Genomic DNA, 20,028 nt, shown 5'->3' with positions numbered 1-20,028 from the left:
ACTGGCCGAGCCATGGAATGAACTGCAATGAAACAGCTGCTGTTGATCGGAATCGGGCCGGGTAATCCGCGCCAGATCACCCTTGAGGCCGTCGATGCGCTGAACCGTGTCCAGGTGTTCTTCGTCCTCGACAAGGGCGCAGCCAAGGATGAGCTGCTGCAACTGCGCAAGGACATCCTTGAGCGCTACATCCAGCAACCGGGCTACCGCCTGGTGCAGGTCGAGGATCCGCAGCGTGATGGTGTTGCCAGCGACTATGTCGGTGCTGTGCATGACTGGCACCAGAAACGCGCCACGCTCTATGCCCAGTTGATCGAAACCGAGCTGGCCGATGGCGAGTGCGGGGCCTTCCTGCTCTGGGGCGAGCCGACCCTGTATGACAGCACCTTGCGCATCCTTGATCTGGTTCAGGACCGTGGCGTCGGGATGGCGCTTGAAGTCATCCCCGGCATCAGCAGCGTACAGGCCCTGGCCGCCCGCCATCGGATTCCCTTGAGCCGTATTGGCGAACCACTGACCGTACTGCCAGGGCGACGCCTTGGCGAACAACCGCGGATCGACAACCTGGTGGTGATGCTCGACGGCCAATGCGCGTTCGCCGCGTTGGACGATCCCGAGTTGCTGATCTACTGGGGCGCCTACCTTGGTACCGCCGACGAGATCCTCATCGCCGGGCCGTTGCACCAGGTGCGCCAACAGATTCTCGAGCAGCGCGAGCAGGCCCGCGCGCGCAAGGGCTGGATCATGGACACTTATCTGCTGCGTCGGCCGCTGTAGCCAGGCGATTCTTCGCCTCGATCCACTGCGCCATGTACTGCGTGCTCTTGTGCTGGTGATGACGCAGCATGGCCCCGGTGAAGTTGAATACGCGGTGCTGGTCCAGGTCGCCGAGGGCGTATTCGATGCGCTCGACCAGAGCGATGCCGTGTTGGCGCCGGTCATAGCGGGCTTGCAGCAGCTGTAACCCCTGTAGTTGCGCTTGTTGCCAGCGCGCCTGGTCGTTGTACAACTGCGCCGCGGCTTCGGCCAGACCTTCGGCGGTGCTGGCCACCGCGCCAGGCCAGGGCAGGGCGCCGTGCATGGCTTCGGCACCGATCGGCGTGGTCACGCTGGGGGTGCCGCAGAGCATGGCGTCAGTCAGTTTGCCCTTGATCCCGGCGCCGAAACGCAGGGGGGCCAGGCAGATTCGCGCATTGCTCATCACCTCCAGGGCGTCTTCGGCCCAGTTCATGATGTGGAAGCCTTCAGCAGGCTTGTGCAGCGCCTTGGCTTTGGGTGGCGTGTAGGCACCGTAGATGTGCAACTGGGCCTGGGGCAGGCGGCGGCGGATCATTGGCCACAGGCTGTTCTTCATCCACAGCACGGCATCCCAGTTGGGGGCGTGGCGAAAGTTGCCGATGCTGAGGAAATGGGCGCGCTCGCCGTAAGGCTTGAATGGCTCGCTGGGTACATCAACCATCAGCGGGCACCAGTGCAGCAGGTGCTCGGGCACGCCGAAACCGTTGACCAGCAAGTCGATCTCGACATCGGAGATCATCAGGTTCAGGTCGCTACGGTAGATGGCAGCCAGTTCGCGCAAGGTCAGGTCAGCCGTGGCCATCTGCTGATACAACTCGGGACCGGAGGTAGCGAACAGCGCCCGGAAGTCATTGGGGTCCAGCCCTTCGATCAGGCGTTGGCGCAGCAGTTGCTGACGGGCGTCGCGCAGGCTTTGCAGGTCCGAGGTTTCCAGCACGCGTAAGGCGTTGGGGCAGTGTTTTTCCACACGCCAGCCGAATTGCTCTTCCATCATGAAACGGTCGAATAGCACCACATCCGGGGCCAACTCGCTGACGAAGTGGTCGAAACTGCTGTCATTGAGGGTGATGGCCTGTTCGGCGATGCCCAGTTCGGCAAGGTTTGCCTTGTGCTCACCGACTGTTGCCGGGCTGCTGAAGGTTACGCGCCAGCCGCGCTGCACGAAGCTTTCAAGGATCTGCATCATGTGCCCGCCGGCCGCCGAGGAGCGCGGTTCGGGCCAGACGTAACCGATGACCAGGACGTTGAGGGCGGGCTTGAGCATGAGCGGAAGGGGCCTTGGCAAAAGTGCCTATTCTACAATGAATTGCCCGTTCCTACCGCAGACAGAAGGCTCTGTACCTTGTCGCGCAACCCGGCAGGGAACGATTGGTGCATGCGGGTCTTAAATGCTGGCTAAATGCCCTGTCAGAATCGGCAAAGCTGTTTAGACTCATAGCGCAAATAGAACAATTACTCGACACATCCGCCACACTCTTTTGTCAGACTCACTTGCTCGGACCTTTTGAGATGATTCAACCAGCCTCGATAGATCAGCAAAGCTTTCGCAAGTTGCTGAGCCGCAACATCGGTCTGCCTCTTGGGGTTGGCCTGCTTAGCGCTGTAGTGTTCGTAGCGGTGATCAACTACCTGTTGTCGGCTATCCAGCGGGTGGAGCACACCGACCGGGTGATCAACAACGCCAACGAAGCGGTCAAACTGTCGATCGATATGGAAACCGGCATGCGCGGCTTCCTGATCACCGGTGACGAACGCTTTCTTGAACCTTACGAGGCGGCCAAGCCACAAGTGTTGTCCGGCCTCAAGAGCTTGCAGCAACTGGTGACCGACAATCTGCAGCAAGTAGACCGGCTGGACCGGCTGATGGGGCTGCAGCAAGAGTGGAATACCTATGCCAGCCAGATGATCAGCCTGCGCCGCCAGGACGGTGACTACCGTGAACTGATTCGAGCCGGCAGTGGCAAACGCATCACTGACAAGATCCGCAAGGAGTTCGATGCTTTCGTCGGCTTGGAGCAGCAGCTGCGGGCCGCGCGCAACGAAAAGGTCAGCACCCTGACCGTAGTGGCGATTTCTGTGTATCTGATGTTCATCATTGTGCTCAGTGCCTTGTTGGCGTTCCTGGGGCGGCGCGATCTGTTGGCGTTGTCTTCCAGCTACACCAGCAACTTGCAGGCCCAGCAGCGTTCGACCCAGCGCCTGGAACAGCAAGCCTGGTTACGTAGCGGCCAGACGCAACTGGCCGAACAGGTGCTCGGCCATCTGACGCTGCCTATGCTGGGCAACAATATCCTGCGCTTTTTCGCCAACTACCTGGGCAGTGTGGTGGCGGCGCTCTATGTGCGTGACGAACAGGGTGGCCTGCGTCGGGTGGCAACCTACGGGTTCTCTCGTGAGCAAGAGGACCGCGAGCAGGTGATCGGTGATCAGGAAGGCATTCTCGCCCAGACGGTGAGCCAGGGCCGCCTGCTGCGTCTCGATCAAGTGCCTGAGGACTACTTCAAGGTCAGCTCCGGGCTGGGTGAAGGTTTGCCGCGCAGTGTGCTGGTGATGCCGGCCAGCAACGATGGACAGATCAACGCTGTGGTTGAACTGGGCTTCCTGCGTCCGTTGACCGACCGCGATATCGAGCTCCTCGAATTGGTCGCCGATAACCTCGGCACCTCCATTGAGAGTGCCCGCTATCGCCAACGCCTGCAGCAAGTGCTGGCTGAAGCCCAGCAGCTCAACGAAGAGCTGCAAGTGCAACAGCAAGAGCTGAAAACCGCCAACGAAGAACTCGAAGAGCAGTCGCGGGTGCTCAAGGAGTCCCAGGCCTACCTTGAGATCCAGCAGGCCGAACTCGAACAGACCAATGAGCGACTGGCCGAGCGCACCGATGCCCTGGACCGCAAGAATGGCGAACTGAATCAGGCCCAGGTCGAATTGCAGATGCGCGCCGAAGCGCTGCAGCGTTCCAGCAAGTACAAGTCCGAGTTCCTCGCCAACATGTCCCACGAACTGCGCACGCCGCTCAACAGTTCGCTGATCCTGGCCAAACTGCTGGCGGAAAACGCCGAAGAGAATCTCAGCGAAGAGCAGGTCAAGTTTGCCGAGTCGATCTATTCGGCAGGCAACGACCTGCTCCACCTGATCAACGATATTCTCGACATCGCCAAGGTCGAGGCCGGCAAACTCGAAGTGCGCCCGGAAACCACCCAGGTGGCGCGTCTGACCGAAGGCCTGCAATCGCTGTTCGAGCCGCTGGCCAGCGAGAAGCAGCTGGGTTTCAGCGTGGTCATCGAACCGCAGGTGCCGGCCACCTTGTACACCGACCGCCAGCGCCTGGAGCAGATTCTCAAGAACCTGCTGTCCAACGCCGTGAAGTTCACCGAGCGTGGGCAGGTCGGCCTGAGCGTCAGCTGGCAGCCGGGCAGCGGTATTGTCTTCGCGGTGCGCGACACTGGCATTGGTATCGCCGCCGGCCAGCAACAGAGCATCTTCGAAGCTTTCCATCAGGCTGATGGCACCAGCAATCGGCGTTATGGCGGCACAGGTCTGGGGTTGTCGATCTCCCGCGACCTGGCTCAGTTGCTCGGTGGCCAGATCAATGTCGGCAGCAGCTTGGGTCAAGGCAGCGTGTTCAGCCTGATCCTGCCGGAGCGTTATCAGCCGATCATCAACCAGGAGGCGGCGGTGATCGGCAATCAGCCCCTTACGACGGTGATTGAACCCGAGCCGCAAGCACCGCTCAACGCCGCTGTGGTACCGCGCAGCACACCGGCGTTTGCTGACGACCGCGAGCTGGCACCGTTCAGTAGCCGCTGCATTCTGGTGATCGAGGATGAGCCGAATTTCGTCGGCATCCTCTTTGACCTTGCCCATGAGCTGGGTTACAGCTGTCTGGTCGCCGAGGCCGCCGACGAGGGCTTCGAGCTGGCCACAGGTTTCATTCCCGACGCGATCCTGCTGGACATGCGCCTGCCGGATCATTCCGGCCTGACCGTGCTGCAACGGCTCAAGGAACAGGCCAGCACTCGGCACATTCCGGTGCATATCATCTCGGTTGAAGACCGAGTGGAGACAGCCATGCACATGGGGGCCGTTGGCTATGCGGTCAAGCCCACCAGCCGCGAGGAACTCAAGACCGTGTTCGCTCGCCTGGAAGGCAAACTGACCCAGAAGCTCAAGCATATCCTGCTGGTGGAAGACGACGACCTGCAGCGCGAGAGCATCGCGCGCCTGATCGGTGACGACGACATTGAGATCACCGCTGTCGGCATGGCCCAGCAAGCCCTGGACCTGCTGCGCGAGAACATCTACGACTGCATGATCATCGATCTGAAATTGCCGGACATGCTCGGCAATGAGCTGCTCAAGCGCATGTCGTCCGAGGACATCCGCGTCTTCCCGCCAGTGATCGTCTATACCGGGCGCAATCTGACGCGCGATGAAGAGACCGACCTGCTCAAGTATTCGCGCTCGATCATTATCAAGGGGGCGCGCTCGCCGGAGCGCCTGCTGGACGAAGTGACACTATTTCTGCATAAAGTCGAGTCGACGCTGTCCCATGAACGCCAGCGCATGCTCAAGACGGCACGTAGTCGCGACAAGGTCTTCGAAGGGCGCAAATTGCTCTTGGTGGACGATGATGTACGTAACATTTTCGCTCTGACCAGCGCGCTTGAACAAAAGGGCGCCATTGTCGAGATCGCCCGCAATGGCCGTGAGGCCATCGTGCGACTGGAGCAGCACGTCGACATCGACCTGGTGCTAATGGATGTGATGATGCCGGAGATGGATGGCTATGAAGCCACCCGGTTGATCCGCCAGCAACCGCGCTGGCGCAAGTTGCCGATTATCGCGGTGACCGCCAAGGCCATGAAGGATGACCAGCAGCGTTGCCTGCAGGCCGGGGCCAATGATTACCTGGCCAAGCCGATTGATCTTGACCGCCTGTTCTCGCTGATCCGTGTCTGGCTGCCGCAACTGGAGCGAATTTGACGATTGAACGTAACACCGACATCGAAATACGGCTGTTGATCGAGGCGATCTACCTCAAGTACAGCTATGATTTTCGCGACTATTGCAGTGCATCGATCAAGCGCCGGATTCAGTATGCCTTGCGCCAGTTTGAGTGCAAGACGATCTCCGCGCTGCAGGAGCGGGTGTTGCACGATCCGGGCATGTTCCTGCAGCTCCTGCAGTTCCTGACCATCCCGGTCAGTGAGATGTTTCGCGACCCGGAACATTTTTTTGCCGTACGTCAGGAGGTGGTGCCGCTGCTGCGCACCTGGCCGTCGCTGAAGGTCTGGATTGCCGGTTGCAGTACCGGAGAGGAGGTCTATTCGATAGCCATCCTGCTACGCGAAGAAGGCCTTCTGGAACGCACCATCATCTATGCCACCGACATCAACCCCAGTTCCCTGGAAAAGGCCAAGCAGGGCATCTACTCGATGCAGAACATGCGCGAGTATGCCGAAAACTACCGCAAGTCCGGGGGGCAACGGGATTTCAGCGAGTACTACACCTGCGCCTACGGCAATGCCATTCTCGACAGCAGTCTGCGAGACAACGTGACGTTCGCCGACCACAGTCTTGCCACTGACAGCGTGTTTTCCGAAACCCAGTTGATCTCCTGTCGCAACGTGCTGATCTATTTCAACAAAACCTTGCAGGATCGCGCCTTCGGGCTGTTCCACGAGTCGCTTTGCCACCGCGGCTTCCTGGTCCTGGGCAGTAAGGAGACCCTGGACTTTTCCGCCTATGCCGATCAGTTCCAGACCCTGGTCAAGCCAGAACGGATCTACCGAAAATCATGAACGGCAGCGGACAATTGCTCGCGCCGGAGGCGTAGGTCAAAGGCAGCGACCGAGAAGTGCATCAGGCGCAGCCCGCTCCCGCGTTCACACCATCGAATTAAGGCTTTCGCCACGCAAGGTCCGCTCGATCCCGCCCAGCAGCATGCTTTCCATCAATGCCAGGCCCTGGGCCTGAGGCAGCTGCGAAGCCTGCAGCCAGCTGGGCAAGCTGTTGAGCAGGTTGGCAATCACATGGGCGGTAGCGATCAACGCCTGGCCGCGCAAGGTGGATTTGGGCACGATCAGACGCAGCAGAGCCGCTTCATACTGTTGGCGCAATTGACCGATACGGGCTTGTTGACCGGGGCTCAGGCAGCATTGGTCACGCTCGGCCAGACGGAACTGCAACGGGCGCTCGGCATGCAGCGTCCAGTGTGCGGTAATCACTTGCGTCAGGGTTTGCTGATGAGCGCGGCGCCCCTGGTTGAGAGTGGCAAGCAGTTCCTCGTACAACTCTTCGATCAGGTCGTACAGCAGGTCTTGCTTACTGGGGAAGTGGTGGTACAACGACCCCGCAGTCAAGCCCAGGTGGCTGGCCAGTTCACGCATGCTGACCTGACCAAAGCCCTTTTCGGCGAATAGCGCCAGGGCTTTGTCACGCCGCTCTTCGAAGTTCGCACAGCGCAAAGCGGCGTCCATTGGCTTGCTCCTCAGTAGGTGAAGAAACCGCGACCGCTTTTGCGTCCCAGGTAGCCGGCGGCAACCATTTCCTTGAGCAGGGGGGCAGGGCGGTACTTGCTGTCGTTATAGCCTTCGTGGAAGGCTGTCATGATGGCCAGCAGGGTGTCCAGGCCGATCAGGTCGGCCAGGGCCAGCGGGCCGATCGGCTGGTTGCAGCCAAGGCGCATGCCGGTATCGATGTCTTCGGCGCTGGCCAAGCCTTCCTGCAGCACGAAGATCGCCTCGTTGATCATCGGCACCAGGATGCGATTGACCACAAAGCCCGGACGGTTGCCGGCGCTGATCGGCGTCTTGCCGACCTGCTCGGTCAGTGCCAAGGCCGTGGTGTAGGTAGCGTCGCTGGTCTGCAGGCCACGAATGATCTCGACCAGGGCCATCATCGGCACCGGATTGAAGAAGTGTACGCCGATAAAACGCTCAGGATGGCTGACCGCCGCGCCCAGTTGGGTGATCGACAGCGACGAGGTGTTGGTGGCAATCACGCATTCAATGCTGACGCTGGCGGCGATCTGCTGGAGGATGCGCAGTTTGAGTTCGAGGTTCTCAGTCGCGGCCTCAATCACCAGTTGCGCCTGCTGCAGCTGGGCATAGTCGGTACTGGTGCGGATTCGTGCTACCGCCGCCTCGGCGTCTTCGGTAGTGAGGGTCTGTTTGCTGACCTGGCGTTCCAGGTTCTTGCGCAAGGTGGCCAGGCCGCGCTCCAGCGCGGCGTCGGACACATCGATCAGGGTGACCTGGTAACCGGCCACCGCACAGACCTGGGCAATACCGTTGCCCATGGTACCCGCGCCGATTACCGCAATGTTTTGAATACTCACCGTGAAAACTCCTGGATTCAGACGCGTTCGAAGACAACAGCGATACCTTGGCCGCCACCGATGCACATGGTGGCCAACGCGTAGCGGCCTTCAATGCGCTGCAGTTCGTGGATGGCCTTGGTAGCGATGATCGCGCCGGTAGCACCCACCGGGTGGCCGAGGGAAATGCCCGAACCGTTGGGGTTGACCTTCTCGGGGTCAAAGCCCAGTTCAGCGGCTACGGCGCAGGCTTGGGCGGCAAAGGCTTCGTTGGATTCGATAACGTCCAGGTCGGCGACTTCAAGGCCGGCTTTTTCCAGTACCTTGCGCGTGGCCGGGACCGGGCCCAGGCCCATCAGTTCAGGTTCGACGCCAGCATGGGCATAGGCGACCAGGCGGGCCAATGGCTTGAGGCCATGGCGTTTGACGAAGTCTCCGGTGGCCAGCACCAAGGCGCCGGCACCATCGTTCAGGCCGCTGGCGTTACCGGCAGTGACCGTGCCGTCTTTCTTGAACGCCGTTTTCATGCCGGCCAGTTGCTCGGCGGTCACTGCGCCGCGCACATGCTCGTCAACTTCAAAACGCACGGTGCCTTTGCGCCCGGGAATATCGATAGGCACGATCTGGCTGTTGAAACGACCTTCGGCAATCGCCCGGGCGGCGCGCTGCTGGCTGACCAGGGCCAGTTCATCCTGCATCTGACGGGTGATGCCATTGCGCTCGGCAACGTTCTCGGCGGTGATGCCCATGTGGAAGCCGGCAAAGGGGTCATGGAGGATACCGAGCATGTAATCGACGCCCTGCAGGTCACCCATGCGCGCGCCCCAGCGGGCCTGCGGCAGCAGGTAAGGGCCGCGGCTCATGGATTCGGCACCGGCGGCAACGACAGCCTCGGCGTCACCCAGCAGCAGGCTCTGGGCTGCCGAAACAATGGCCTGCAGGCCCGAGCCGCAGAGGCGGTTGACGTTGAAGGCGGGTGTTTCCTTTGGAATGCCGGCATTCATCGCGGCCACGCGTGCTAGATAGGCGTCGCGAGCTTCGGTGGGAATGACGTTGCCCATGACCATATGGCCAATCTGCTCAGGTGCCACACCGGCGCGCTCGATGGCCGCACGGGTCACGCTGCTGGCCAGGTCAGCCAAGGGCAGGTCCTTGAGGGCGCCGCCAAAACTGCCGATGGCCGAACGGACGGCGCTGATTACGTAGATTTGCGGGGTGTTCATGATCGACTCCAGTATGCGAAAGCATGGCGGGGCGGTGGCAGGCTCTGACAGAATGCACGCCAAGCCAGGTTCAGGTTGCCATCGAGTCTAGGCAAAGCCTCTAGCCGGGCCTATGCCATAACTGTTCACGGAAACTGGTATTTTTTGCCATACCTTGCGGAATCCGCCATGCGGGAAAACGATACAGTCGCGGTTTACTTCGTCCATAGCATGTTGCACGCCCTGCGCGATCAGCCGCAGCGGGCGCAGGCTTTGTTGCGCGAGTCCGGTATCGATCCGGTTGTGCTCGACACAGTAGGTGCGCGGGTACCGGCCACGGCCTTTGCCCGGCTTTGGTTGATTTTGATCCAGGCACTGGACGACGAGTTCTTCAATCTCGACAGCCATGGCATGCCCATGGGCAGTTTTGCCTTGATCTGTCGTGGCCTGATCCAGGAGCCGACCTTGGAAAAGGCACTGCGCCAGTGCCTGGGCAATTTCGCACTGTTCTTGCGTGATGTGCGTGCCAGCCTGTCGGTCAAGGGCGCACGGGCGTTGATCAGCGTGCAGTCGCGCATCGAAGATCCGCTGACCCGGGTCTATGCCGAAGAAACCTTTCTGGCGCTGGTGATCAGCCTGTTGTGCTGGCTGGGCGGTCAACGCCTGGTGATTGATCGCACTGCACTGACTGATCTGCGTCCGGCGCAGGACGACGATCCGTTGCTCTGGGGGCCCAACCTGCAGTTGGGCGCTGGGGTGACTGAAATCGAGTTTGCCGCCGATTACCTGCGCTTGCCGGTGATCCAGGACCTGGCCGGGCTCAAGACGTTCCTGCGCAGTGCACCACAATGGCTGGTGATTCGTTATCGCAATCAGAATGGCCAGGTGGCCCAGGTGTACCGCTACTTGCGTGAGCGTGAGCAGGGCCAGTGGCCAACCCTGCTGGCCATGGCCAAGCGCCAGGGCCTGAGCCCCAGCAGCTTTCGCCGGCAACTGGAACGCGAAGGCCGCTCGTTCCAGCAGATCAAGGACGAAGTGCGCCGGGCCACGGCCTTCGAGTGCCTGCGCGAAACCGACATGAGTATTGCCGAGGTCGCCGAACGCACTGGGTTCCAGGAGCCCAGTGCGTTCCACCGGGCGTTCAAGAAGTGGACAGGTGAAAGCCCGGGCAGCTATCGGTTACGCATGGCTACCCGGCGGTAGCAGGTCCTCCAGCAATTTGCGCAAGTGATCTTGTCCGGCCTGATTCAGAGCGAACACGGGGCGACGAGGTTCGCCCACAGGCAGCCCATTGATGGCCAGGCCAGCTTTGACCGTAGCAGGCAGGCCTGCCTTGAGGATAAAGTCCAGCAGGGGTAACTGACGATAGAACACCGCTTTGGCGGTCTTCAGGTCGTTGGACACGACGGCTTTGTACAACTGCTGGTTGAGCTGCGGAATCAGGTTCGCTGCCGCCGTGCACCAACCGCTGGCCCCGGCGATAAACGCTTCCAGGGCCAGGGGGTTGCAACCGTTGTAGAAGGGTACCTTGCCTTCACCGAGCAGCTGCAGTTTGTGCATGCGTTGAATGTCGCCCGTGCTCTCCTTGACCATGGTCACGTTCTCGACTTCGCGCACAATGCGCAGGATCAACTCCACCGACATGTCAGTGCCGCTGGTGGCCGGGTTGTTGTAGAGCATGATCGGTACGTCGATGCTGGCGCCGATGGCCCGATAGTGCTCGAAGATCTCCGCTTCGCTGAGTTTCCAGTAAGCCGTTGGCAAGACCATGACCGCATCGGCGCCATGAGCCTGGGCAAAGCGAGCGCGGCGGATGGCGCCAGCGGTGGTCAGATCCGAGACACTGACGATGGTCGGCACTCTGCCGGCGATGTGCGCCAGGCTGAATTCGGTGGCCTGGTCCCATTCCCGATCGCTCAGGTAGGCACCTTCACCGGTGCTGCCCAACGGGGCGATGGCATGCACGCCGCCCGCGATCAGGCGGTCGATGGACTGGCCCAGGGCGGGGAGGTCAAGGTGCTGGCCGTCGCTGCTGAAGGGGGTGATGGTGTAGCCGATGATGCCGTGGAATTGGGTGGTCATGAAATGTACTCCGCAAGTAAGGCAAAGGGGCGAGCAATCAGCTCAGGCAGTCGGCATGCACCCGCAGGCACTGTCGCGCATAGTAGTTGAAGGCTGCGCTGTGGCGTTTGGGGCGTGAGATCCAGTCATGGGCTTCACGGCCCAGCGCCGGCTCGATCGGTTTGACAACACCGGCGGCCATGGCCAGCAGTTGCAGCTTGGCCGCACGCTCGATCAATTGGGCGATGACACAGGCTTCCTCGATGCTGGCGCCGGTAGACAGCTGGCCGTGGTGAGAGAGCAGGATGGCGCGTTTGTCGCCCAGCGCGGCGCTGATGATTTCGCCTTCTTCGTTGCCTACCGGCACACCGGGCCAGGCCTCGAGAAAGGCACAGTCCTCATACAGCGGACACAGGTCCATATGCGAGACCTGCAAGGGCACCTCAAGCATCGACAGGGCGGCGACATGGGTGGGGTGGGTGTGAATGATGCAGTTCACATCCGGGCGTGCCCGGTAGACCCAGCTGTGAAAGCGATTGGCCGGGTTGGGCATGCCCTGGCCTTCAAGCACTTCCAGGTCTTCGTTGACCAAAAGCAGGTTACTGGCGGTGATTTCATCGAAACCCAGTCCCAATTGTTGCGTGTAAAAGGTGCCAGGCTGTGGTCCGCGTGTACTGATTTGCCCGGCCAGGCCCGAGTCGTGACCGTTGTCGAAAAGAATTCGACAGGTCAGGGCCAGCTTTTCCCGTGCAGTCCACGTATTATCGGCAAGCGAGCCTTGCATCTGGGTAAGGGTCTGCTTGATCAGTTGGTCCTTGGGCAGTGCCAGAGTCTTGGCCATGGGGAGATCCTCGATGGTGTAGAGAAATGTCAGGCTGGCCCGCCCCGGCTACTTGGAAGGTGAAGGGGCGGTCAAGCATATGACACAAAAAATGATAAATGACACAATGTGTCATTAGCAAGAAAAAGCTTGCCCGTGGCACTGGGAAAATTGCATCAAATGTCTATCCGATTGAAATTGTTGAGAAAAAAACTGGGAGTCACCTTGGAAGTGTTGGCCGAAAAATCCGGCATGACCAAGAGTTATCTCTCCAAGGTCGAGCGTGGCCTCAACACACCGTCGATTGCCGCGGCCCTGAAGTTGGCGCGGGCGTTGAGTGTCAATGTCGAAGAGCTCTTTGCCGAGGACTCCCCTGGCCAAGCGCGTTTCAGTCTGGTACGTAGCGGTGAGCGCCAAGCCCTTTCCGGGAGCGATCAGGGGCCGGGCTATGCGGTGTTGGCCAACCATATCGGCAGCCGGAGCTTGCTGCCGTTCATCATCAGTCCGCCCCGCGACTTCAGCGATTCGACCTTCAAGGAGCATCTGGGCGAGGAGTTTCTGTTTGTCCACGAGGGCCAGGTGGAAGTGGACTTCATGACTGAGCGGGTCATCCTCGAACGCGGTGATGCCCTGTACTTCAACGCCCAGACGCCGCATCGCCTGCGCTCACTGGGCGAGGTGCAGGCGCAATTGCTGGTGGTGGTGCACGACGCTGAGGGCTGATATCGATGAGCAGTCACTCCCGATTCTGGCGTGACCCGGCACTGCCTTTCATCGAGGCGCGCAGCGTCGATGATGGGCGCAAAGTCTGCTATGCACCGCATGCCCACGAGAGCTTTTCCGTGGGCGCGATTACTGGCGGTCGCAGTACCTATGTGAGCAGCGACAGCCATCAACAGGTAAGCGCTGGCACCGTGGTGCTGATGAACCCGGGCGTGGTGCATACCTGCAACCCGATCGAAGGTGAACCCTGGTCCTATCTGATGCTGTATGTCGATCTGCCCTGGTTGCAGGCGTTGGGGTTTCACCCGTTCGAGGTGCTCAGCAGCCGTTCGCAGGTCCTTTATCAGAGCCTGTGCCAACTGCATGGCTTGTTGCTGGATGATCAGTTCAGCATCGCCAGCAAGCACGCCGCATTGCGTATTTTTTTCAGTGAGCTGATCCGGCAACTTCCCTCCAGGGGGCTGAGTACGGGGCAGGTCAACCCGCGTTTACTGGCCGCCGCGGCTTTTATCCGTGAGCACCGCACTCAGCCGCTGCGCTTGCACGACATAGGCGAAGCGGCAGGGCTGTCTACCTCGTACCTGGTCCGTGCATTCAAGCAGCACTTTGGTCTGACGCCTCACGGCTATTTGATCGATCAACGGGTGCAATATGCCCGGGCGCGGCTGCGTCGTGGCGGATTGATTGCCGAGGTGGCACTGGAAGCGGGGTTTGCCGACCAGGCACACCTGCAACGGGCGTTCAAGCGTCAACTGGCAGCGACACCGGGACACTATCGCTCAGCCGACTAGCAGATACACTGCACTGGCCAGCAGAAGCACCGCCAGTACGCGGTTGAACAAGCGCACCCGTTGAGGGTTGCCCAGGTACTGGCTGATGACACTCCCGGCCCAGGCCCAGCTGGCGATGGACAGGTAACAGATGACAAAGTAGATGCCAGTGAACTGCCAGAGCAGGGCGGTTTCGCCTTCGCCGACGTAGGCACCGATACCGGCTACGCAGGCCAGCCATGCCTTGGGATTGAGCCACTGCAGGGTTGCTCCGGCGAGCATCGAAGGTGCCGCTGGGGAACTGCTGTTGGTCAACTCGCCGCGGTCGCTGGCCAGTTTCCAGGCCATGTACAACAAAAACGCTACGCCGCCGGCGTACAGCCCCCGGGTCATGGCGGGCCAGTAGCGCAACAGCTCATGCAGCCCCAGGCCGATCAGCACCAGCAGCAGGCTGAATCCCAGCGTGGCACCGGTGACATGCCTGAGGCTTGCACGTAAGCCATGGCGGGCGCCGCTGCCCAGGGCGACGATGTTGACGGGGCCGGGAGAGATGGAAGCGGCCAGCGCAAAGGCCGCCATGGAAAGCATCAGACTCATGAGTTTCATCCTGCAAGAAAGGTCGAATCAGTCTGATGGCCTGGCTGGAGCAGGTATTGAAGGAAATTACCCTGGTGAGGATTGAACGAGGGGGAAGTTGTACAGAATTGGAAATAGTTTCGCGCTATTGGAAAAGCCTGCTGCAATTGTAGGATCACCTCCCCAATTATTCTTAGGTTGTTATGACTTCGTTCTCGGAGCCCCCCAGTACCTGGCCGTCCTGGCCATTCTCCCGTCCCCATGACGTTTTCCCCCTGTTCGCCCAGATGAGTACCCGCCCATGGAATGGCTAGCCGACCCCACGGCCTGGCTGGGCCTTGCCACGCTGATTGTCCTGGAGCTGGTACTGGGTATCGACAACCTGGTGTTCATCGCCATTCTCGCCGACAAGCTGCCGCCCCATCAGCGCGACCGTGCGCGGATAATTGGCTTGTCCCTGGCGTTGATCATGCGCCTGGGCCTGCTGGCCAGTATCTCCTGGATGGTGACCCTGACCGCGCCCTTGATCGAGGTGTTCGGCAAGAGCTTCTCCGGCCGTGACCTGATCATGCTCTTTGGTGGTGTGTTCCTGTTGTTCAAGGCCACCATGGAGCTGCACGAACGCCTTGAGGGGCATGTCGCCCAGAGCAATGGCAACGGGCGCCATGCCGCGTTCTGGCCAATCGTGGCGCAGATTGTGGTGCTCGATGCGGTGTTCTCGCTGGACGCGGTGATCACGGCCGTGGGCATGGTCGAACAGTTGTCGGTGATGATGATCGCGGTGATCTTCTCCATCGGTATCATGATCGTCGCCAGCAAGCCACTGACGCGCTTCGTCAACAGCCACCCGGCGGTGATCATGCTGTGCCTGGGCTTTTTGATGATGATCGGTTTCAACCTGACCGCCGAAGGGCTGGGCTTCCATATTCCCAAGGGCTATCTGTATGCGGCCATCGGTTTCTCGATTCTGGTTGAAGTGTTCAACCAGGTGGCCCGGGCCCGGCGTAAGCGTAGTTTGCAGCAACACCGGCCGTTGCGTGAGCGCACGGCCCACGCCGTCTTGCGCCTGCTGGGCGGGCGTCGCATTGAGGCAGACGAGGTCGGTGAGGACATTGCCGATCTGGTTGAGGGCGGTGAGGAGCATGTGCTGTTCGACCGTCGCGAGCGGGTGATGATCAGCGGCGTGCTGAAGCTTGCCGAGCGGCCGATCAAGACACTCATGACCGTGCGCGCCAAGGTTGATGTCATCGACCTGGCGCAACCGACTGAGGCTATTCGCATAGCGTTAATGCATTCGTCCTACTCGCGCTTGCCACTGATCCGCAATGGCCGTGTCGACGAGCCACTGGGCTTCGTGCACAAAAAGGAGTTGCTCAAGGAACTGCTGGCCGGCAACGAACCGGATCTTGAAAGCCTGGTACGCGCGCCGCTGAACCTGCTGGAACGCTTCAGCATCCTCAACGCGCTGGAACAGATGCGCAACCAGTCGACCCACATTGCCTTTGTGGTCAACGAGTTCGGTGATTTCACCGGTATCCTGACCATGACCGACATCCTCGAGTCGATTGCCGGTGAGTTGCCTGATGCCAGCGAGGTCGAGGGGCCGGGGATCGTCGAAGACGATCACGGTTTTGTTGTCAGCGGAGCCCTGAACCTGAGCCAGATCCAGGCGCGCACCGGCTTCGTGGCCAAGCCTACCGAGGACTACCAGACCCTCGCCGGTCTGGTAATGAGCCTGCTTGATCGTTTGCCTGTGGTGGGCGACAGGCTGGAGTGGAATGACTGGCAGATGACGGTGGTCGCGGTGGAGGAGCGCCGGGTCCGCGAGGTATGCCTCAGGCCGAACGTCGCTGGTGGCGCAGCAGGTGCTTGATGCCTTCGAGGATCAGCACCAGCACCGCCAGCCAGACCGGCAGGTAGGTCAGCCACTGGTCGGGGCCGATGGTCTCGCCCAGTAGCAGGGCCACGCCCACCAGCAGCACCGGTTCGACGTAACTGAGCAGGCCGAACAGGCTGAAGGCCAGCAGTCGGCTTGCCAGTACGTAGCAGATCAGCGCCAGGGCGCTGATCACTCCCAGCAACGGAATCAGGCCATACAAAGCAGGATGTTCGATCAGGTCCTGGGCGCTCAATGGCCCCTGGATGACAAAGTACAGCGCCGTTGGCAGCAGCAGGCACATATCGGCCCAGAGGCCGCCCAGGTGATCGGTGCGGCATTTGCGCCGGAGGATGAAATACAGCGGGTAGCCGATGGCGACCACCAGGGTTTCCCAGGCGAAACTGCCATGCTGGTACAGCTCGTGACCGACGCCGGTCGCAGCACAGGCCACTGCCAGCGTCTGCAGGCGTGACAGGCGTTCGCCGTAGACCACGCGACCGGTCAAGACCATGGTCAGCGGCAACAGGAAGTAGCCCAGCGACACCTCGAGGCTGCGCCCGTGCAGTGGCGCCCAAAGGAACAGCCAGAGCTGCACGCCCATCAGCGATGAGGTCCCGATCAAACCCAGCAGCAGTATCGGCTTTTCCCGTATCCGCTTGAGCAGACCGGTAATCAGCGGCCAGTCCTTGCTCAGCAACATGAACAGGGTCAGGCAGGGCAGGGTCAGCAGGGTACGCCAGCCAAACACTTCCTCACCGTCCAGTGGCGTCAACAGAGAGGTGTAGAAATACATCACGGCGAACAAGCAAGATGCCATGACCGATGAAACAATGCCTTTGGACACGAGGGCCTCGGTAGCAGGAGAAAGAAGGGCGCTTAGCCACCCGGAGCCAGGGACTGGTTGTCGCTGGGGCTGACTGCCAGGCGTTGCGCCTCCAGGGCCTGGATGAATGCTTCGGCCGGCATCGGCCGAGCAAACAGATAACCTTGCTGGAAATCGACGTTGTGCCGGGCCAGGTAGTCACGTTGCACTTCGTTCTCGACCCCTTCGGCGACAATGCCCAAGCCCAGTTTGCTCGACAGCTCGATGATACTGTCGAGGATATGCAAGGACAGCGCATCGCCGCCGATCATGGCCACGAAGCTCTGGTCGATCTTCAGGTAATTGACCTGGAACTGCCGCAGGTAGGCCAGGCTCGACTGCCCTGTGCCAAAGTCGTCCACGGCAATCATCACACCCAGGTCATGGAGTCCGGCGAACAGCGCATGGGTGACCTCGTTTGGGGAGATGAGTTTGCGCTCGGTCAGTTCCAGGGTAAGTCGCACCCGACCCTTGGGAAAGGCGGCGAGGAACGCCTGGCAATCATCCAGCAATGCCAGGTCCTGGCAGTGATCGGCGGTAATGTTGATGCCGATGTGAAAACCGTCGTCCATGCTCTCGGCATGAGGCGCCAGTACCTGGGCAGTGCGGGCGAAGAGCTGGCGGGTCATGGGCACGATCTGGCCGCTGTGTTCGGCATAGGGAATGAACAGGTCCGGACGCACCAGGCCTTCGCGTGGATGCTGCCAGCGCATCAACACCTCGACACCGGCCCAGCGGTAGTCGCCACGGCGTACCACCGGCTGGAAGTAGGGCACGAACTCGTTGGCCTCGATGGCTCGCTGCAACTCGGCACGCGGTGAACTGGCCCGACGCAGTTGCCAGTAGCAGGTAACCGCTGCCATGGCGCCGAGCAGTATCAACAAGCCGAACAGGGCTGGGTACTCGCTGCGCATCAGTTTGCCAACCTTACCCGAATCGTAGCCACTTTGGATCGAGAAGGGGTAGCGTGTCGATGCGAGCTCGGTGGCGGCCACTGCGGGTCTGGGTGCCGGCCCTTCGTGGACCTGGCCACGCTGGCCTATCCAGTTCTGGCCGACTTGCAATATCAGCCGGGTGTCGTCATCGAGCAGACGCAAGGCGCCGATCAGATGGTCGCCATCGGCTGTGCTGATGGCAGCGCGTTCACCTTCGAAGACCCGGTACGCCAGCAAAGGATGCCCAGGGGTGACCGAGTTGCCCTCCATCAGCCATAGCATGCCTTGGAAATAGTCACTGGCATCGACTGGCTCGGTGTAGGGGCCGAACAGTGAGCTGCAATACAGTTCGCCGCGGTACTCGAGGTTGGTGGAGCGAACAAAGGCGCGTCGGGTCACTTGATCACGCAGGGCAAGCTTCTCTGCAATGCAGGGTTGCCCCGCCAGTGGCAGCAGTTCCTTGGCAGCACCGGAGATATTGTCGAGGATATGTTCTACCTGGTTGACCACCTGCCGTGCCCTTGCCTCACTACGACTCTGCAGTTCCCGTTCAGCTTGCCACTGCATGATCAGCAGCCCGCAGACAATAGGCAGGGCTCCCAGCAGGCCGGGCAATACTGTTCGCCAGAGGCGCAGGGGGCGGTGTTTTACCGATAAGGGCATGGCGGCTAACCTGAAAAGACAGAGCTGTGCAGAGGATAGCCGTACGTCGGATTGGTGTCTGAACTTAAAGTGCGACAAATTGGATTACGCACTGTAGAATCATCTTACGCATACAATAATAAGGTTCCTCATTACCGAGGAATCAACCCGCCGAGAATGGGTCCAATGAAGTGTCATGGGTTCAAGCTGATCTATGGTGACTACCTCGCACGCAGTGTGAGGGGCATCTCCTGCGCGCCGCCATCTTCGCTCGACATCGATAGCAAGTAATCACCGTTTTTAGCGCTTTGATGATGAGGTAATGAGCATGGCCGACATTTTTGAAAACCCGATGGGCCTGATGGGCTTCGAATTCATTGAGTTCGCGTCGCCGACCCCGGGCATCCTGGAGCCGATCTTCCAGATCATGGGCTTTACCAAGGTGGCGACTCACCGTTCCAAGGATGTGCACCTGTACCGCCAGGGCGACATCAACCTGATTCTGAACAACGAACCGAAAAGCATTGCCTCGTACTTCGCGGCCGAGCACGGTCCGTCGGTCTGTGGCATGGCCTTCCGTGTGCGCAATGCCCATGAGGCCTACGCCCGCGCCCTGGAGCTGGGTGCCCAACCGGTGGAAATCGAAACCGGCCCGATGGAGCTGCGCCTGCCGGCGATCAAGGGTATTGGTGGCGCACCACTGTACTTGATCGACCGTTTCGAAGAAGGCAGTTCGATCTATGACATCGACTTCAACTTTATCGAAGGTGTTGATCGCCACCCGGTCGGTGCCGGCCTCAAGATCATCGATCACCTGACCCACAACGTCTATCGTGGCCGCATGGCCTATTGGGCGGCGTTTTACGAGAAGTTGTTCAACTTCCGCGAAATCCGCTACTTCGACATCAAAGGCGAGTACACCGGCCTGACCTCCAAGGCCATGACCGCGCCCGACGGCATGATCCGTATCCCGTTGAACGAAGAGTCGTCCAAGGGCGCCGGGCAGATCGAAGAGTTCCTCATGCAATTCAACGGTGAAGGCATTCAACATGTGGCCTTCCTCACCGACGACCTGCTGCAGAGCTGGGATGCCCTGAAGAAGCTGGGCATGCGCTTCATGACTGCACCGCCGCAGACCTACTATGAGATGCTCGAAGGCCGGCTGCCAGGTCACGGCGAACCCGTGGACGAACTGCAGTCGCGGGGAATTTTGCTGGACGGATCTTCGCAGCCAGACGACAAGCGCCTGCTGTTGCAGATTTTCTCGGAAACCCTGATGGGGCCGGTGTTCTTCGAATTCATTCAACGCAAGGGTGATGATGGCTTCGGAGAAGGCAACTTCAAGGCGCTGTTCGAGTCTATCGAGCGCGATCAGGTGCGCCGTGGCGTACTGAGCGCCGAATAGTCGAACTCAGCAACAGCAAAAGGCCATTGTGGGTATC

17 protein-coding genes are annotated in these 20,028 nt (G+C 60.3%); 8 read left to right on the top strand and 9 right to left on the bottom strand.

Annotated features, from left to right (window positions below):
* Positions 1-27: 27 nt before the first annotated feature.
* A complete protein-coding gene (cobF, locus tag ACRESH_RS04705) occupies positions 28-777 on the top strand; it encodes a precorrin-6A synthase (deacetylating) (RefSeq protein ID WP_431740862.1) in 750 nt (249 codons plus the stop codon).
* On the opposite strand, the gene ACRESH_RS04700 is transcribed toward cobF, so the two are convergent.
* Complete coding sequence (locus ACRESH_RS04700) at positions 743-2,062, bottom strand: glycosyltransferase (RefSeq protein WP_431740861.1); 1,320 nt, start codon at positions 2,060-2,062, stop codon at positions 743-745. The two genes, cobF and ACRESH_RS04700, sit on opposite strands and share 35 nt — an antisense overlap.
* A gap of 245 nt (positions 2,063-2,307) precedes the next feature.
* On the opposite strand from ACRESH_RS04700, the gene ACRESH_RS04695 reads away from it, so the two are divergent.
* Both ACRESH_RS04695 and ACRESH_RS04690 read left to right on the top strand, forming a co-directional pair.
* Positions 2,308-5,781 (top strand): response regulator, encoded by a 3,474-nt coding sequence (locus tag ACRESH_RS04695; RefSeq protein WP_431740860.1) that lies wholly within the window; start codon positions 2,308-2,310, stop codon positions 5,779-5,781.
* Entirely contained in the window at positions 5,778-6,599 is an 822-nt protein-coding gene (locus ACRESH_RS04690; protein ID WP_431740859.1) for a CheR family methyltransferase, read from the top strand. Before ACRESH_RS04695 ends, ACRESH_RS04690 begins: the two co-directional genes overlap by 4 nt.
* Before the next feature lie 84 nt (positions 6,600-6,683).
* On the opposite strand, the gene ACRESH_RS04685 is transcribed toward ACRESH_RS04690, so the two are convergent.
* The 3 genes from ACRESH_RS04685 to ACRESH_RS04675 are packed head-to-tail and all read right to left on the bottom strand — an operon-like array spanning position 6,684 to position 9,339.
* Positions 6,684-7,277 carry a TetR/AcrR family transcriptional regulator gene (locus ACRESH_RS04685; protein WP_431740858.1) on the bottom strand — a complete coding sequence of 198 codons (594 nt, stop codon included), beginning with the start codon at positions 7,275-7,277 and terminating at the stop codon, positions 6,684-6,686.
* 11 nt (positions 7,278-7,288) lie between these two features.
* On the bottom strand, positions 7,289-8,137 hold the full coding sequence (locus ACRESH_RS04680; protein ID WP_431740857.1) for a 3-hydroxybutyryl-CoA dehydrogenase: 849 nt from the start codon (positions 8,135-8,137) through the stop codon (positions 7,289-7,291).
* A 17-nt stretch (positions 8,138-8,154) separates the two neighbouring features.
* Complete coding sequence (locus ACRESH_RS04675) at positions 8,155-9,339, bottom strand: acetyl-CoA C-acyltransferase family protein (RefSeq protein ID WP_431740856.1); 1,185 nt, start codon at positions 9,337-9,339, stop codon at positions 8,155-8,157.
* A gap of 168 nt (positions 9,340-9,507) precedes the next feature.
* Between ACRESH_RS04675 and ACRESH_RS04670 the strand changes: the two genes are divergently transcribed.
* Positions 9,508-10,521: an AraC family transcriptional regulator ligand-binding domain-containing protein gene (locus ACRESH_RS04670; RefSeq protein WP_431740855.1), complete on the top strand. Its 1,014-nt coding sequence runs from the start codon at positions 9,508-9,510 to the stop codon at positions 10,519-10,521.
* Here ACRESH_RS04670 and ACRESH_RS04665 read toward each other — a convergent pair.
* Both ACRESH_RS04665 and ACRESH_RS04660 read right to left on the bottom strand, forming a co-directional pair.
* A complete protein-coding gene (locus tag ACRESH_RS04665; protein ID WP_431740854.1) occupies positions 10,498-11,400 on the bottom strand; it encodes a dihydrodipicolinate synthase family protein in 903 nt (300 codons plus the stop codon). The genes ACRESH_RS04670 and ACRESH_RS04665 overlap by 24 nt on opposite strands.
* 37 nt (positions 11,401-11,437) lie before the next feature.
* Positions 11,438-12,220, bottom strand: coding sequence for an aldolase (locus ACRESH_RS04660; RefSeq protein ID WP_431740853.1), 783 nt, complete (start codon positions 12,218-12,220; stop codon positions 11,438-11,440).
* Between the two features lie 159 nt (positions 12,221-12,379).
* Here ACRESH_RS04660 and ACRESH_RS04655 point away from each other — a divergent pair, with 159 nt between their 5' ends.
* Both ACRESH_RS04655 and ACRESH_RS04650 read left to right on the top strand, forming a co-directional pair.
* Complete coding sequence (locus ACRESH_RS04655) at positions 12,380-12,922, top strand: helix-turn-helix domain-containing protein (RefSeq protein ID WP_431740852.1); 543 nt, start codon at positions 12,380-12,382, stop codon at positions 12,920-12,922.
* 5 nt (positions 12,923-12,927) lie between these two features.
* Positions 12,928-13,713 carry an AraC family transcriptional regulator gene (locus ACRESH_RS04650; RefSeq protein WP_431740851.1) on the top strand — a complete coding sequence of 262 codons (786 nt, stop codon included), beginning with the start codon at positions 12,928-12,930 and terminating at the stop codon, positions 13,711-13,713.
* Here ACRESH_RS04650 and ACRESH_RS04645 read toward each other — a convergent pair.
* Positions 13,702-14,289, bottom strand: a complete 588-nt coding sequence (locus ACRESH_RS04645; RefSeq protein ID WP_431740850.1) for a LysE family translocator — start codon at positions 14,287-14,289, stop codon at positions 13,702-13,704. The two genes, ACRESH_RS04650 and ACRESH_RS04645, sit on opposite strands and share 12 nt — an antisense overlap.
* Positions 14,290-14,569: 280 nt before the next feature.
* Here ACRESH_RS04645 and ACRESH_RS04640 point away from each other — a divergent pair, with 280 nt between their 5' ends.
* Entirely contained in the window at positions 14,570-16,141 is a 1,572-nt protein-coding gene (locus ACRESH_RS04640) for a TerC family protein (RefSeq protein ID WP_431740849.1), read from the top strand.
* On the opposite strand, the gene rarD is transcribed toward ACRESH_RS04640, so the two are convergent.
* Positions 16,104-16,991, bottom strand: coding sequence for an EamA family transporter RarD (gene rarD, locus ACRESH_RS04635; protein WP_431740848.1), 888 nt, complete (start codon positions 16,989-16,991; stop codon positions 16,104-16,106). The two genes, ACRESH_RS04640 and rarD, sit on opposite strands and share 38 nt — an antisense overlap.
* A gap of 32 nt (positions 16,992-17,023) precedes the next feature.
* Positions 17,024-18,607, bottom strand: coding sequence for an EAL domain-containing protein (locus ACRESH_RS04630; RefSeq protein ID WP_431740847.1), 1,584 nt, complete (start codon positions 18,605-18,607; stop codon positions 17,024-17,026).
* A gap of 307 nt (positions 18,608-18,914) precedes the next feature.
* On the opposite strand from ACRESH_RS04630, the gene hppD reads away from it, so the two are divergent.
* Positions 18,915-19,991 carry a 4-hydroxyphenylpyruvate dioxygenase gene (gene hppD, locus ACRESH_RS04625; RefSeq protein ID WP_431740846.1) on the top strand — a complete coding sequence of 359 codons (1,077 nt, stop codon included), beginning with the start codon at positions 18,915-18,917 and terminating at the stop codon, positions 19,989-19,991.
* Positions 19,992-20,028: the final 37 nt, after the last annotated feature.

The organism is Pseudomonas sp. (genome assembly GCF_050739775.1).
Taxonomy (GTDB): Bacteria; Pseudomonadota; Gammaproteobacteria; order Pseudomonadales; family Pseudomonadaceae; genus Aquipseudomonas.
The sequence above is the reverse complement of the archived record's forward strand: the minus strand, read 5'-3'. Positions and strand labels throughout refer to the sequence as shown.

Excerpts from the sequence above, each read along its gene's own strand:
- cobF (WP_431740862.1), top strand. The coding sequence starts at position 28 with ATGAAACAGCTGCTGTTGATCGGAATCGGGCCGGGTAATCCGCGCCAG.
- ACRESH_RS04700 (WP_431740861.1), bottom strand. The coding sequence starts at position 2,062 with ATGCTCAAGCCCGCCCTCAACGTCCTGGTCATCGGTTACGTCTGGCCC.
- ACRESH_RS04695 (WP_431740860.1), top strand. The coding sequence starts at position 2,308 with ATGATTCAACCAGCCTCGATAGATCAGCAAAGCTTTCGCAAGTTGCTG.
- ACRESH_RS04685 (WP_431740858.1), bottom strand. The coding sequence starts at position 7,277 with ATGGACGCCGCTTTGCGCTGTGCGAACTTCGAAGAGCGGCGTGACAAA.
- ACRESH_RS04675 (WP_431740856.1), bottom strand. The coding sequence starts at position 9,339 with ATGAACACCCCGCAAATCTACGTAATCAGCGCCGTCCGTTCGGCCATC.
- ACRESH_RS04670 (WP_431740855.1), top strand. The coding sequence starts at position 9,508 with ATGCGGGAAAACGATACAGTCGCGGTTTACTTCGTCCATAGCATGTTG.
- ACRESH_RS04665 (WP_431740854.1), bottom strand. The coding sequence starts at position 11,400 with ATGACCACCCAATTCCACGGCATCATCGGCTACACCATCACCCCCTTC.
- ACRESH_RS04660 (WP_431740853.1), bottom strand. The coding sequence starts at position 12,220 with ATGGCCAAGACTCTGGCACTGCCCAAGGACCAACTGATCAAGCAGACC.
- ACRESH_RS04655 (WP_431740852.1), top strand. The coding sequence starts at position 12,380 with ATGTCTATCCGATTGAAATTGTTGAGAAAAAAACTGGGAGTCACCTTG.
- ACRESH_RS04650 (WP_431740851.1), top strand. The coding sequence starts at position 12,928 with ATGAGCAGTCACTCCCGATTCTGGCGTGACCCGGCACTGCCTTTCATC.
- ACRESH_RS04645 (WP_431740850.1), bottom strand. The coding sequence starts at position 14,289 with ATGAGTCTGATGCTTTCCATGGCGGCCTTTGCGCTGGCCGCTTCCATC.
- ACRESH_RS04640 (WP_431740849.1), top strand. The coding sequence starts at position 14,570 with ATGGAATGGCTAGCCGACCCCACGGCCTGGCTGGGCCTTGCCACGCTG.
- ACRESH_RS04630 (WP_431740847.1), bottom strand. The coding sequence starts at position 18,607 with ATGCCCTTATCGGTAAAACACCGCCCCCTGCGCCTCTGGCGAACAGTA.
- hppD (WP_431740846.1), top strand. The coding sequence starts at position 18,915 with ATGGCCGACATTTTTGAAAACCCGATGGGCCTGATGGGCTTCGAATTC.